The 13,606-nt window shown below is 70.0% G+C and carries 12 protein-coding genes; 6 read left to right on the forward strand and 6 right to left on the reverse strand.

The annotated features are described in order from the left end of the window. Window positions 1–9 precede the first annotated feature (9 nt). The 6 genes from AC1DWC_RS05075 to AC1DWC_RS05100 are packed head-to-tail and all read right to left on the reverse strand — an operon-like array spanning window position 10 to window position 6,634. The gene (locus AC1DWC_RS05075) at window positions 10–1,875 is read right to left on the reverse strand and encodes a phosphocholine-specific phospholipase C (RefSeq protein ID WP_477906449.1); all 1,866 of its coding nucleotides are present in this window, start codon (window positions 1,873–1,875) and stop codon (window positions 10–12) included. Between the two features lie 2 nt (window positions 1,876–1,877). Beyond that, a complete protein-coding gene (locus tag AC1DWC_RS05080; protein ID WP_477906450.1) occupies window positions 1,878–2,561 on the reverse strand; it encodes an HAD family hydrolase in 684 nt (227 codons plus the stop codon). Window positions 2,562–2,620: 59 nt separating this feature from the next. Then, window positions 2,621–3,742 (reverse strand): ABC transporter ATP-binding protein, encoded by a 1,122-nt coding sequence (locus AC1DWC_RS05085; RefSeq protein WP_477906451.1) that lies wholly within the window; start codon window positions 3,740–3,742, stop codon window positions 2,621–2,623. Further along, entirely contained in the window at window positions 3,739–4,572 is an 834-nt protein-coding gene (locus AC1DWC_RS05090) for an ABC transporter permease (RefSeq protein WP_477906452.1), read from the reverse strand. Before AC1DWC_RS05090 ends, AC1DWC_RS05085 begins: the two co-directional genes overlap by 4 nt. Further along, window positions 4,560–5,489 (reverse strand): ABC transporter permease, encoded by a 930-nt coding sequence (locus tag AC1DWC_RS05095; protein WP_477906453.1) that lies wholly within the window; start codon window positions 5,487–5,489, stop codon window positions 4,560–4,562. The genes AC1DWC_RS05090 and AC1DWC_RS05095 overlap by 13 nt, the downstream gene beginning before the upstream one ends. Beyond that, window positions 5,486–6,634, reverse strand: a complete 1,149-nt coding sequence (locus tag AC1DWC_RS05100; protein WP_477906454.1) for an ABC transporter substrate-binding protein — start codon at window positions 6,632–6,634, stop codon at window positions 5,486–5,488. Before AC1DWC_RS05100 ends, AC1DWC_RS05095 begins: the two co-directional genes overlap by 4 nt. A 254-nt stretch (window positions 6,635–6,888) precedes the next feature. Between AC1DWC_RS05100 and AC1DWC_RS05105 the strand changes: the two genes are divergently transcribed. From AC1DWC_RS05105 to AC1DWC_RS05130, 6 genes are all read left to right on the forward strand, one after another. Beyond that, window positions 6,889–7,602: a GntR family transcriptional regulator gene (locus tag AC1DWC_RS05105; RefSeq protein ID WP_477906455.1), complete on the forward strand. Its 714-nt coding sequence runs from the start codon at window positions 6,889–6,891 to the stop codon at window positions 7,600–7,602. Continuing rightward, entirely contained in the window at window positions 7,595–8,728 is a 1,134-nt protein-coding gene (locus AC1DWC_RS05110) for an alanine racemase (RefSeq protein WP_477906456.1), read from the forward strand. Before AC1DWC_RS05105 ends, AC1DWC_RS05110 begins: the two co-directional genes overlap by 8 nt. Before the next feature lie 172 nt (window positions 8,729–8,900). Then, on the forward strand, window positions 8,901–9,347 hold the full coding sequence (locus tag AC1DWC_RS05115) for a hypothetical protein (protein WP_477906457.1): 447 nt from the start codon (window positions 8,901–8,903) through the stop codon (window positions 9,345–9,347). Window positions 9,348–9,922: 575 nt separating this feature from the next. Then, on the forward strand, window positions 9,923–11,317 hold the full coding sequence (locus tag AC1DWC_RS05120) for an amino acid permease (RefSeq protein ID WP_477837552.1): 1,395 nt from the start codon (window positions 9,923–9,925) through the stop codon (window positions 11,315–11,317). An 87-nt stretch (window positions 11,318–11,404) separates the two neighbouring features. Continuing rightward, window positions 11,405–12,952, forward strand: coding sequence for a histidine ammonia-lyase (hutH, locus tag AC1DWC_RS05125; protein WP_477906559.1), 1,548 nt, complete (start codon window positions 11,405–11,407; stop codon window positions 12,950–12,952). Between the two features lie 23 nt (window positions 12,953–12,975). Continuing rightward, window positions 12,976–13,572, forward strand: coding sequence for a HutD family protein (locus AC1DWC_RS05130; RefSeq protein WP_477906458.1), 597 nt, complete (start codon window positions 12,976–12,978; stop codon window positions 13,570–13,572). Window positions 13,573–13,606: the final 34 nt, after the last annotated feature.

The raw sequence follows: 13,606 nt of genomic DNA on the forward strand, positions 1-13,606 counted from the left end.
TGCGGACTGTCAGCTGGCCAGCTCGGATCCGTGCACCGAACCCGCGTAGCGCCGGGTGAACGACGTGCCGTCGTCGGTCGTGACGGTCACGTCGTAGCGGCCGTCGACCGTGGGGCAGCGGACGCTCGCTCGCCCGTTCGGTCCGACCTCGCAATCGCGCGGTTCCCCGCCGCCCTCCTGCGCCGCGATGGCGAAGGTCAGTGTCGTCGTACCGTGATTGGCCAGCTCCAGCTCTACCCACGCGTCCGTGGGCCCGCTTCCCCGCAGCGCCGCGCTGACGTGCGGATCGGCCGCGTCGCCGGCCTGGGGCAGGGCGCCCGCGAAGTGGCAGAGGAAGCCGTCGGCGCCGTGGACGGTGAAGTCGTAGCGACCCGCCGTGCGGGCGGCATCCCACTCGTAGGCGTCCGCGCCGCGCGGCGCGACCGTGAACGGAGTCCCCGCGAACGGCCGGTGCGCGTTGGGGAACACCGTGAAGTGGAACGCCACGCTCCCCTCGTTCGTCAGCTCGGCGCGGACCCGGCCGGTGGTGCGATCCACGACGGCGTCGGCCCAAGGCCGGTACGGCAGCCGCCGGCGTGGCCGCGTCCGCGGCTCCTGCGTCGGCATCACCTGGGACCCCGGGGCGGGCAGCGGCACCGGGGGCAGGTCCACGGCGGCATCTGCGGCCGCCATCAGCGCGTTCGTGTCCGGCAGCGCGGGGATCGAGTAGTCGGGATCGGCGAAGTCGAAGCAGCTCGTCAGGTCGCCGCAGACCGCTCGCCGCCACGCACTGATGTTGGGTTCGTGTACCCCGGTGACGAGCTCGAGGAAGCGCAGCACCGAGGTGTGGTCGAACACCTGGGAGTTCACCCAGCCGCCGCGTGACCACGGGGAGACCACCAGCAGCGGCACCCGGTTGCCGAGCCCGATCGGCTGCCCGTCGACGAACTCCTCGGGGGTCCCGGCGGCCGGGAAGGGCGGCACGACATGGTCGAAGTAGCCGTCGTTCTCGTCGTACATGAGGAGGAACGCGGTGTGCCGCCACACCTCGGGATTGGCGAACAGCGATTGCAGGGCGGTGTCGACCCAGTGCGCCCCGTACGCGGGGCTGGCATCGGGGTGCTCGCAGAACAGGTACGGCGACACCAGCCAGGACACCGTGGGCAGCGTCCCGTCCTGGCAATGCGCGTCGAAGTCCGTCAGGTCCCATCGCGTCATCGCGTTGACGTACCGGGGGTCGTCCTCGGCGAAGCCGTGGAACTGCGGGAAGTACTCGAGGGCGTTGTCCTCGTAGTTGCCGTCCCGTTCGTCCAGGCCGGGCGTGTGGTAGACGCGCCAGGAGACGCCGGCGTCGGAGAGACGCTCGGCATACGTCGTCCAGTCGCACACCGGGGTCGTCGGCAGCGGCGTGTTGTCGATCCACGGTCCGGTCGTGCCGTCGCGACCCGGTCCCACCGTCCCGGTCCACAGGTAGAGGCGGTTGGGGCTGGTGGGGCCGGCGATGGAGCAGAAGTAGGCGTCGCCGATCGTGAACGCGTCCGCGAGTGCGTACTGGTACGGGATGTCCTCCCGGGTGAGGTAGCCCATGCTCTGCTCGCCCTTGGCCGAGGTCCAGCGGTTCATCGCACCCCGGTTGATGGCGTCGTGGCCGCTCTCCCAGTCGTGCGGCAGGCCCTCCGCGTTCTGGGCGTTGTACCGGGTGGAGTCCATCCGGTACGGCAGGAGGAAGCCGCCGTCGGTGCGGGACCGCGCGGGCTGGCGGAAGACGCTGTCGCCGTCGGGGAAGGTCAGGGCCTGCCGGTCGTCGAAGCCGCGGACGCCCCCGAGCGTGCCGAAGTAGTGGTCGAAGCTGCGGTTCTCCTGCATCAGGATCACCACGTGCCGGATGTCGTCCATGCTCAATGCCTTTCGGCCGGGTGCAACAGGGAGGCGAGGAAGGCGGCGTCGGTGCCCTCGAGCGAGTCCAGGATTGTCCGTCCCGCCGCCGCCGGTACCGCAACGGAGGGGACGACGAGGACCGCGCATCCCGCGGCCTCGGCCGCCGTCACGCCCACGGGCGTGTCCTCGACCGCGACGCACGCGCGCGGGTCCACCCCGAGGGCCGCCGCGGCCGCGAGGTAGGGGTCCGGCGCCGGCTTGGAACGGGCCGTGTCCTCGACCGCGATCGTTGTGGTGAACCGCTCCGCACCCAGCGTCTCACACACCAGGTCGACGACGCGTCGCGGTGACGCCGTCACGATCGCTGTGGGCGTCCCTGCGCGGACCAGGTCGTCGAGCAGCGACAGCACGCCGGGGCGGGGCACGACCTGGTCGGCGACCAGGGCCGTGAACACCGAATCGAGTTCGCGGGCAAGTGCATCCGGGTCGGGAGCGGCCGGTCCCAGGGCCCGGCACAGGTGGGCCGCGGTGTGATCGGAGGGCCGCCCCAGGACATCCGGCGCGTCGGCGGGCGACAGGGGGCGTCCGATCCTCGCGGCGACCTGCTCGACCGCGTCCCACCAGAGCCGCTCGGTGTCGACCAGCGTCCCGTCCATGTCGAAGAGGACGGCGGCCAGGCCGTCGGGTCGGATGTCTTGGCTCATCGTGCGCGTCTCCGAGGTCGGGGAGTGGTTGAAACCTATTGCTGTACTGCGCTTCTGGTTCATCCGGCGGCTCCGCGCGGGCGATCCACCAGGGCCGGGCTGTTCGGCAGCGAGAGCGTCACGGCCGTGCCCGCGCCGAGCGCGGTGGCGGCGGCGGTGGACACGTCCGCAAAGGCCTCGCCTCCGTCCGGCAACCGCACGGTCAGACGGGTGGTGGCGCCGCGGAACGTCGCGGCGGCGATGCGGGACGTTCCGTCGTCGTCGGCCGTGACGCCGAGCGTCTCCGGGCGCACCAGCACGTCGACGTTGCGAGCCCCGCTCCCGGATCCGGTGGAGCCCGGAAGCTCCCCGTGGACGGGCAGACTGCGGCCGAGGACGTGCACCGCCCGCCCACCGGCCTCGAGCTGTCCCGGGATCCGGCTCATCACCCCGACGAACTCGGCGACGAACGCCGTCGCAGGGCGCTCGTAGAGCTCGGTCGGCGGCGCACACTGTTCCATCCGCCCGGACCGCATGACCGCAACCCGGTCGGCCATGGAGAGCGCTTCCTCCTGGTCGTGGGTGACGAACAGCGTCGTGATGCCCAACTGCTGTTGCAGCCGGCGGATCTCCTCCCGCAGGGTCTGCCGCACCTGCGCATCGAGAGCGGACAGCGGCTCGTCCAGCAGGAGGACGCGGGGCTGCAGCGCAAGGGCACGCGCCAAGGCAATTCGCTGCTGTTGGCCACCGGAGAGTTGGCTCGGGTACCGCGCGGAGTGCTGGGCCAGACCCACCAGTTCCAGCAGTTCCATCGCGCGGACGCGCCGGGTGGACTTGCCCGCCCCCTGCATCCGCAGGCCGAACGCGACGTTGTCGACGGCGGTGAGATGCGGGAAGAGGCTGTAGGACTGGAACACCATGCCCACGTCCCGCCGGTGCGCGGGGATGTTCGTGATGTCCTCGCCGTCCATGAGCACCATGCCCGCGTCGGGACGTTCGAATCCGGCGACGGTGCGCAGAGCGGTTGTCTTGCCGCATCCGGACGGGCCGAGCATGGCCAGCAGTTCGCCCGGGTGGATCTCGAGGTCCAGCCCGTCCAATGCGGTGGTGGCACCGAAGGTTCGGCGTAGTCCGCGGAATTCCACGGTGGAACCGGCCCCCGTCGTGGTGGCGGGCGTCGGGTCGGTCAGTAGCGCGGTCATGAGGCCTCCTCGAGGCGTTTGGTGCGTCCGGCTGCGGCGACGAGCATGAGCAGTGCCCAGGTGCCGAGCAGGCCGACGATGGACACGGCCACCGACATCTGTGCCTCGGAACCGCTGATGACGACGGTCCACACGGCAAACGGCTGGTAGCCGAGGAGCGCGGCGACGGCGTACTCGCCGAGGACGAGGGCGAGGGTCAGGAAGGCGGCATTGAGCAGCGCGCCGCGCAGATTCGGCAGCAGGACGTGGATGAAGGTGCGCGGCCACGAGGACCCGCACGACCGCGCGGCCTCGACGAGAACCCGAAGGTCGAGCGAGGACAGGCCGGCCTCGAGCGTGCTGTAGGCAAGCGGCAGGGCCATCAGCGCGTAGGCGAGCACCAGGATCACGGGAAACTCGGGGTCCTGCAACGCAACCAGGCCGTCGAACAGCGGTGTGCCGTAGTAGCGATCCGCGCCCCACCTCAGCAGCGTGGTGATGCCGGCGCCCAGGGCGACGGCCGGGACGACCAGCGGTAGCAGGCACACCGCCTGCACGAGCGTGCGCAGACGGGGTGCGGCGATCCGCACCGCGAGCAGCGCCGGAACCAGCACGCCGAGCACCACCGCGATCGTCGCCGCGGCCACCTTCAGGGTCAACACGAGGCTGCCGGCCAGGCCCTTCGCGCCGCCGATGCCGGTGTAGGCGTCGAGACTGACCTGCTGGCCGGGCGATCCGATACCCACGCTGAAGGCGAGCGCGCACGCGATCGGGACCACGAAGTAGAGGCCGGCGATCAGGAGCACGAGCCGTCGGCCGTGGCCGGGCCCGGTCGACGTCACGCCAGCCATCGGGCACTCCTTCGCTGCAGCGGCAGGTAGACGGCCATGACGATCGCCGCGATCAGCACCATGTCCAGTCCGAGCGCGAGGGCGATGTTGCCCTGCCCCACCAGGACGTCGCCGGACAGGCCGGCCGCGATCTGCACCGTGACCAGCTGCACGGTGCTGCCGGCGATCGCCGCCGCCGTGGCGTAGGTGCTGAATGCGGTCCCGAACAACAGGACGAACCCGCCCAGCAACGACGGCAGCAGGATCGGCAAGGCCACGTGCCGCCAGTACTGCACCGTGCTCGCGCGATTGTTTGCGGCCGCCTCACGCCACTGCACGCGCAGACCCTCCAACGCCGGGGTGAGGGTCAGGACCATCAACGGGATGAGGAAGTAGAGGTAGACGACGGTCAGTCCCCGCATGTCGTAGAGGGTCCAGCCGAGGTCGCCGAGGTGGAAGGCGTTGGTGAGGACGCCCGCGTTGCCGAGGGTCGCCACGAACGCGAAGGCCAGGGGAACCCCGCCGAAGTTCGCGAGCACACCGGCCGCAGCCAAGACCGCCTCGCGCAGGGCCCGGAACCGCGACGTCACGATGGCGTGCGCGATCGGCAGGCCGGCGACCGCCCCGATCGCCGCGGCCGTCGCCGAGAGCTTGATGCTGCCGATCAAGCTCGACCGGTACGGATCCTGCAGCGTCGCAGTCATGTTGGCCGTCGTCAGCCCGCCCTCGCCGGAACCCGTCGAGGGTGTGGTGAACGCGCCGATCACCATCGTGGCGACGGGGAGGCCCAACGCGACCGCCGCGAACAGCAGCAGCGGCAGGACGCCGAGCCAGCCCCCCGCCGCCGCCCGGTGGCCGCGACGACGGGGGATGGACGGGGTGTCAGCGGCGGGGGCCGGGGTGCTCCGACTCCCGGCCGCGGTCATCTGGATGCTCATCTGGCGAGCACGCCGCCCCAGCCTTGGCCGACGACTGCCTTGGCCTGCGTCGACTGTTCCTCCGTCGGGAAGACCGGTGCGGCGGCGTCGACCTCGGGCAGCCTGGCCGCCGCGGTGGCGTCGAGCGTCCCCGCCTGCTCCATCGCGGGCATGAGCACCGGCCGGGCGAAGCCCTTCAGCCAGAGGTTCTGGCCCTCGGGGCTGTAGAGGAACTCCTGCCAGAGTCGCGCCGCCGCCGGGTGCGGCGCCCACTTCACGATTGCCTGCGAGTAGAACTGGGAGAACAGGCCGTCGGCCGGGATGGCGACCTGCCAGTCGACCCCCTTGTCGCGGAGCGCGTCGCTGTAGCCGGCATTGAGGTAGTCCCAGTCGACGCTGATGGGGGTCTCGCCCTTCTGGATGGTCGCGGGCGTCGACTCGACCGGGTTGAGGTTGCCGACCTCGCGGAGCTTGGCGAAGTAGTCCAGACCCGGCGCGATGTTGTCGAAGGAGCCGCCGTTGGCGAGCGCGGCCGCGTAGACGGCGGCGAATGCGGAGCCGGACTGCGTGGGGTTGCCGGTCAGCGCGACCATGCCCTTGTACTGCGGATCGAGAAGCTCGGCAAAAGTCTTCGGGCACTTCACGACACGGGCATTGCAGCCGATCGAGACGTACCCGCCCATGTCGTTGTACCACCGCGCGTCGGTGTCCTTCTGCCCCTCGGGGATGTCGTCGAACGCCTGGACGCGGTACGGCGACAGAATCTCCTGCTCGGCGGCGCTGATGCCGAAGGCGTGGCCCACGTCGAGGACGTCCGGCGACCGCTCCTGTCCCTTGCGTGAGGTCGCGGCGTTGATCTCGTCCTGACTGGAGGCCTCCGGATTCTCGACCTCGACGTCGATCCCGTACTTCGCCTCGAAGGTGTCGATGATCTCGCCGTAGTTGGCCCAGTCCCGCGGCAGGGCAATGGCGTTCAGCTTGCCCTCCTCCTTGGCAGCGGCGATGAGGCCGTCCATGCCGCCGAAGTCCTCGGCCGAGGTGGCGGTCGCGGCCGTGCCGGCGTCGCCGTCCGCCTTCGTGGTGGTCAGTCCGCAGCCGGCGAGGGCCGACAGGGCGATCGCCAGCGAGCAAGCGAGGCTCGCCCGGCGAAGGTGGTGTAGTCGCATGGTGTCTCCCGGGATCAATGTTGTCTATACAACGTGACCTCATTTCGCCAGAGCGACGTGGCCGCTGGGTGAACGAGTCGTAATCGAGCCGTGAAGATTCACCGGCCAGGAACCGTCGCATCCCTACGGATGTGTGCCTGTGACCTGTGTGAAGAGTTCTGGGAGCTACGATCGGGACCAAGATGACCGGGCCAGGAGGGAGACGAGCATTGGCTGAGTCAAGGGGCAAACGCCCCGGGGCCGAGTACGAAAAGTTGGCAGCCAAGTTGCGGGAGGCGATCACATCGGGGGAGTTCGGCTCCGGGGACCGGCTGCCCAGCGAGGAGAGCCTCGCCGGGACGTACGGAGTCTCGCGTGGCACGGTCCGTCAGGCGCTGGCCGTCCTGCGTGCGAACGGGTTGGTCACCTCACGGCGTGGCACCCGCCGCGTCATTCTCGGGACGGCGCGCACGCAGAGCTTCTTCGAACTGCTCAGCTTCAGCGGCTGGGCGCACTCGATCGGCGAGGATCCCGGAAGCCGAACGGTCGCCGTAGAGCACCGGGTCGCCCTGCCGCTCGAGTGCGAGCAGCTCCAGCTCGCATCGGGATCGCGGATCTACCAGGTGGTGCGGCTGCGGACTCTCTCGCGTGTCCCCGTCATGCTCGAGCGCGCGATCTACCCGGAGCAGATCGGAAAACTGGTCGCGGACCTGCCGCCGGAGGCCACGTCGCACGCGGCCCCCCTGCTGGACGCGGGCGTCGTGTTCGCCGACGCCGATCACACCGTCGACCTCGTCGAGGCGGAGGTGGACGACGCCCGTCACCTGGGGTGCGTCGAGGGCTCGCCTCTGCTGCGCGAGCGCAGGCGCGTCACCGACCCGGCCAGCACCCCGCTGCTGTGGTCCGACGACCGCTTCCTCCCCGGCACTGTCTCGTTCACCGTGCACAACTCGGTGGCCAGCACGGCCCTGTCCCGTCGCCGTGGCTAGCCCCGGTGGGCCGGCGTCGCTGCCGGAGCTGCGGCTCAGTCTCCCGGCGCTCCGGCACAACGTCGAGCTGATGGCGACGTGGTGCCGCGACCGCGGCGTCGAGCTGAGCCCGCACATCAAGACGACGATGACGCGCCCCATCGTCGAGCGGCAGATGCGCGCCGGCGCGTGGGGCGTCACCGTCGCCACGGTTCGCCAGGCTGCACTCGCCCTCGAATGGGGGACGCGGCGCATCCTCATCGCCAACGAGGTGATCCATCGCCCCGACCTCGAACAATTGCGGGGGTGGCTGGACGCGGACCCGACACTCGAGCTCTACCTGCTGGTGGACTCGACGGCGGGCCTGAGCCTGGCGGGGTCGGTCATGCGGGGTGCCGTCAATCGCCTGAGGGTCCTAGTCGACGTCGGGACCCCGGGCGGGCGAACCGGTGTCCGTGCGGTCTCGGCTGCGGCGGACCTCGCGCGGGAGTGCGAGCACACGCCGGGAATCGCCCTGGCGGGCGTCGCGGGGTACGAGGGCGTTCGACCCAACCGGCGGGACGCGGACGTCGTCGCGCAGGTCGACGAGCACTGCCGGGAGACGGTGGCGGCCTTCCGTGCGGTGTCGCCGTGGATCCGGGCCGAACGGCCCGTGTTCAGCATGGGCGGCTCGGCCTTCCCGGACCGGGTCGTCGAGGCCGTCGCGGACCTCCCGGACCGGGGCGCGCGGGTGATCCCGGTGCTGCGGTCGGGTTGTTACGTGACCCACGACCACGGCACGTACGCGGAGGTGTCCCCGGTGCCGGGGCTGCGTGCGGCCCTGACGGTCCGGGCCGTGGTCCTGTCCGCGCCCGAACCGGGGCGGATCGTGGTCGGCGCCGGCAAGCGCGAACTGCCCTACGACGCGGGCCTGCCGGTCCTGGTGTCGGCCACCGACGCCCGGGGCGTCCCACGCCCGGCGGCGAGGGCGACCGCGACCCAGATCTACGACCACCACCTCGTCCTCACCGACGCCGAGGGGTTGGACGTCGGTGACGTCGTCGACCTCGGGATCTCCCATCCCTGTTCGGCTTTCGACCGTTGGCCCGACATCACGGTGGTCGAGGACGGCCGGGCGCGGGACGTGTGGCACCCGCAGTTCCGTTGAGCCGAGGCGAGGCATGCGTCGCCGGCCGGGCAGGGGTAACGGTCGGGCGGGCAAATCGGATGTATCGGTAGGTTTCGGTCATTCGACGGAGGGGGATTCATCGATGATGGGTATTCGAGCTAGGCGCGTACTCGCCGGGGGCGCGGCCGCGGTCGCGATTGGTGCAGGGGCGGTGGCTCCGGCGGGTGCCGCCACCGATCCGCTGGCGCCCGTCACGGCGGCGGCTTCCAGCCTCGAGGCGCCCTATGGGATGACCGTCAAGACGCTGACCGCCGCCCGCGACGCCGGGTTCCCGATCTACGAGGCGGCGGAAAAGGTTCTGTACCAGGCTCCGAAGAGGGCGTTCTGGATGATCGAGTACCGGCGGGTGTCCAGCGACTACGACCTGAGTTCGCCCACGACGAAGTTCGTGGCCGTGGGTGCGGTCGGGCCGGACACCTTCTGGGTGTCGCCGGACTCGGTCCCCGGGGTGATCAGCATCAACAGGACCTGGCACCACCAGGACAACGTCGCGTTCCCGATGGTGGGATTCGAGCAGACCGATCAGCGCTTCACCAACAGTCCGCTGGTGCAGCTGCCGGGCGGTGGCCCGGGCATCGGAATCGCTCTCATCACCTAGCGGGCCGGTCTGGCGGTTCCGGTTGCTCGTGGTCCCCTCATCCGCGGTGCGTGGGTGAGGGGACTTCCGTCTCGTACTGACGATTCACAACGCTGGCGTGCCCATGCGCGTATCCACGCCTTGCGGGCCGTTCGCCGGCGGTCATGTGGCCTGTGGCACCGCCTGGGTCTCCGTTGCTTGTGACCAGACAGCCTGCCAGCGGCCGTCGCGGAGTTCGTAGCTGTCGTGTGCCAGTCGTGCCGGCTCCGAGCGCGCTCACGCCCAGGTCATGGGCGAGGTCGACGCGGCCCTGTTGGCTGACGGCCACGTTGTCTACTGCATGGGGGGAGGGCCTGTCCGGCGGTGTCGGCGGTGCCGGTCGGAGGCCGCTCCACGTGCGGCAGGTCGGGTATCCCGACTCGCTCGCCGAGTGGTCGACCGCCGGCGGGTTACCGGTACTCGACCGAATTGAGTGGCGGCGAACCCTTGACGAAGCTGTATATACAGGACTATACATATCGCGATGGTGTGACTCGCCGCACAGCGCGAGGGGCCGGCCCGGCCGGATCCACCAGCACAGTCCAGGGAGATCGATTGTGAAAGACACCGCCGCGGCCCTGACCCGAGGTCTGACAGCACGCCACATCAGGTTCATCGCCTTGGGTTCGGCCATCGGGACCGGACTATTTTACGGATCGGCGGAAGCAATCAACCGGGCGGGTCCGTCGGTGTTGCTCGCCTACCTCATCGGTGGTGCGGCGATCTACATCGTGCTGCGCGCGCTCGGCGAGATGGCCGTGAGCAATCCCGTGTCGGGTTCGTTCGGAGAGTACGCGAGCAAGCACCTGGGGCCGCTCGCCGGATTCATGACCGGCTGGACGTACACCTTCGAAATGATCGTGGTGTGCCTCGCCGACGTGACCGCATTCGGCGTCTACATGGGCTTCTGGTTCCCCGACGTGCCGCGGTGGATCTGGGTGCTGTCCATCATCTTCTTCATCGGCGCGATCAACCTGCTCAGCGTCAAGGTCTTCGGCGAGGTGGAGTTCTGGTTCACCCTCGTCAAGATCGTCGCGATCGTCGCGATGATCGCCGGGGGAATCGCGATCCTGATCTTCGGGTTCGGGATCCACGACACCAGCGCCGGAGTGAGCAGTCTCTGGTCCGACGGCGGCTTCTTCGCCACCGGGTTCGGCGGGTTTGTCAGCTGCTTCGCGATCGTCATGTTCGCCTTCGGCGGCACTGAGATCATCGGCATCACCGCGGGCGAGGCGGAGGACCCGGAGCGCACCATTCCCCGCGCGATCAACACCGTCCCGGTGCGCATCATCCTGTTCTATGTACTCACCCTCGCCGTGATCATGGCGATCAACCCGTGGCAGTCGATCGGATCCGAGGGCAGTCCCTTCGTGCAGATCTTCCAGGGGCTCGGCATCGGACCGGCCGCGACGGTGCTGAACATCGTGGTGATCACGGCGGCTCTGTCCGCGATCAACAGCGACATCTTCGGCGCCGGACGGATGATGTTCGGTATGGCCCAGCGTGGTCAGGCCCCCGCGTCGATGGGCAAGGTCTCCCGCAACGGGGTGCCCTGGATGACGGTGGTCATCATGACGATCACGCTGCTCTTCGGAGCGCTCCTCAACTACCTCATCCCGGACAAGGTGTTCCTGGTCATCGCGTCGATCGCGACCTTCGCGACGATCTTCGTCTGGCTGATGATCCTGCTCTCGCACTACCGCTCGCGGCAGCGGATGGATCCGGCCGAGGTGGCCGCGCTGAAGTTCCCGGTGCCGTTCTGGCCGTACGGGCAGCTGATCGCGATCGGCTTCCTGGTGTTCGTGATCGCGGTGCTCGCCTTCGATGCCGACACCCGCGTCGCACTGGTCGTCGGTGCGGTCTGGCTGGCACTGCTCGCCCTCGCCTTCCGCCGGTGGGTGCGACCCGAGCCGGCGCCGGCCGAACCCCTACACGCGGACCGCGTGTCCTGACCCACCGACAAAATTCTCGCTACCGCTCATTCGAAACGGAGAACAATCATGAGCACGAACACCCTCCCGCACACAGAGAAGCGCGCAATGGACATGAATGAGCCCGTCGTGGTCGGAGTCGGCGCCGTGACGCCGGAGGAGTTGGTGCGCGTCGCCCGGTTCGGCGCACCGGTACGACTGTCCGACGAGGCGCTCTCGGCGATCGGGGCCAGCCGCAACCGTATCCAGGCCCTCGCCGAGGACCCGAGGCCGGTGTACGGGGTCTCGACCGGATTCGGTGCGCTCGCTACCAGGCACATCCCGCTGGAGATGCGCGCACAGCTGCAGCGCAGCCTGATCCGCTCGCACGCCGCCGGATCCGGTCCGGAGGTGGAGCGCGAGGTGATCCGGGCGCTGATGCTGCTGCGGCTGTCCACGCTGGCGACCGGCCGGACCGGCGTCCGACCGGAGGTGGCCCAGGTCTACGCGGGGCTGCTGTCGGCCGGTATCACCCCGGTCGTCCACGAGTACGGCAGCCTCGGCTGCTCGGGCGACCTCGCGCCACTGGCGCACGTGGCGATGGCCGTGATCGGGGAGGGCACGGTGCGGGACGCCGACGGCGAGCTCACCTCGGCCGCCGAAGCCCTGGCCGCCGCCGGCATCGAGCCGGTCGAGCTCAAGGAGAAGGAGGGCCTGGCCCTCATCAACGGCACCGACGGCATGCTGGGCATGCTGGTGCTGGCCTGCCACGACCTGCACAAGCTGCTCTCCCTGGCGGACGTCACCGCGGCGATGAGCGTCGAGGGGCTGCTCGGTACCGACAAGGTGTTCGCGGCAGACCTGCAGGCGCTGCGCCCGCAGCCCGGTCAGGCCGTGGCGGCCGCGAACATGACCCGGGTGCTCGCCGGATCGGGAATCGTCGCCAGCCACGCCACCCCCGACTGCACGGTTGTGCAGGACGCCTACTCGCTGCGGTGCGCGCCGCAGGTCGCGGGCGGCGCGCGCGACACCCTCGCACACGCCGAGCGGGTGGCCTCGTTCGAGTTGGCGAGCGCCGTCGACAACCCGGTGGTGACCCTCGACGGCCGGGTCGAGTCCAACGGCAACTTCCACGGGGCGCCGGTCGCCTACGTGCTCGACTTCCTCGCGATCGTCGTCGCCGACCTGGCGAGCATGAGCGAGCGCCGCACGGATCGATTCCTCGACGTCGCACGCAACCACGGATTGCCGCCGTTCCTGGCCGACGACCCCGGCGTGGACAGCGGGCACATGATCGCGCAGTACACGCAGGCCGCGATCGTGTCCGAGCTCAAGCGGCTCGCTGCGCCCGCGAGCGTCGACTCGATCCCCTCGTCCGCCATGCAGGAGGACCACGTGTCGATGGGCTGGTCGGGCGCCCGCAAGCTGCGGCGTGCCGTCGACGGGCTCACCCGGGTGCTCGCCATCGAGGCGCTCACCGCCGCCCGCGGCCTGGACCTGCGTGCCCCGCTCGAGCCGTCGCCCGCGACCGCCGCCGTGCGCGACAAGATCCGTGAGCAGGTCCAGGGACCGGGCACGGACCGCCACCTGGCACCGGAGATCGAGGCCGCGGTGCAGTTGGTCGCCTCCGGGGCGCTGCTCGACAGCGCCGAGGCCGTGGTCGGCAAGCTCAGCTGACCCGCTCCGCTCGCCGCAGTCGAATGACGAATCGGACTTCCGGTGAAACCGAGTACGGGACACCGTCGTTCCGTACCGCGGCGTCCGACCGCAGGGTGGTGCCCTGGCTCAACGGCCGAGGCACCACCCAGGTGGTCGCGGCGACCGACCAGTGGCGGGTGAGCATCGCCGAGGAACCGACCGAGTCGAGGTTCTCGGTCATCGAGGGATACGACCGATTGATCACACCCATCGGATCGGTGTCCCTCGAACTCACCGGGCCGCCCTTCGCCGCCCCACCGGGCTCGGTCGACGCGGCCACCGTGGTGCGCCATGTCGTCGATCCGTTGCACACCTTGGCTTTTCCGGGCGAGTGGGCGCCGGCGTCGAAGGCGTCCTCGCGCACCCGGGCGCTCAACGTCATGGGTCGGCGGGGAGAGGTCGACATGACGGTGGAGATCGGCTCCACCGAGATCCCCGACGACTCGGCTTCGGTCCGGATCTTCCTCGACCTCGTGACCGAGGCCGCCCTGATCGTGCCGCCCGGCGAACCGATGCCGCCCGTGCCTCGGGGAAGGTGCGCGCTCATCTCGATATCGCCCGCCGGGCCGCACGCACTTCGGGTGTCGTCGACGCACTGACGATGGTCCGCAGGCTCGAACGCACCCGTCCCAC

The sequence above is a fragment of the Rhodococcus sp. P4_C10 genome (genome assembly GCF_056402135.1).

Coding starts and splice junctions, on each gene's coding strand:
- AC1DWC_RS05080 (WP_477906450.1), bottom strand. CDS start 2,561: ATGAGCCAAGACATCCGACCCGACGGCCTGGCCGCCGTCCTCTTCGAC.
- AC1DWC_RS05090 (WP_477906452.1), bottom strand. CDS start 4,572: ATGGCTGGCGTGACGTCGACCGGGCCCGGCCACGGCCGACGGCTCGTG.
- AC1DWC_RS05095 (WP_477906453.1), bottom strand. CDS start 5,489: ATGAGCATCCAGATGACCGCGGCCGGGAGTCGGAGCACCCCGGCCCCC.
- AC1DWC_RS05100 (WP_477906454.1), bottom strand. CDS start 6,634: ATGCGACTACACCACCTTCGCCGGGCGAGCCTCGCTTGCTCGCTGGCG.
- AC1DWC_RS05085 (WP_477906451.1), bottom strand. CDS start 3,742: ATGACCGCGCTACTGACCGACCCGACGCCCGCCACCACGACGGGGGCC.
- AC1DWC_RS05130 (WP_477906458.1), top strand. CDS start 12,976: ATGACGAATCGGACTTCCGGTGAAACCGAGTACGGGACACCGTCGTTC.
- AC1DWC_RS05075 (WP_477906449.1), bottom strand. CDS start 1,875: ATGGACGACATCCGGCACGTGGTGATCCTGATGCAGGAGAACCGCAGC.
- hutH (WP_477906559.1), top strand. CDS start 11,405: ATGGACATGAATGAGCCCGTCGTGGTCGGAGTCGGCGCCGTGACGCCG.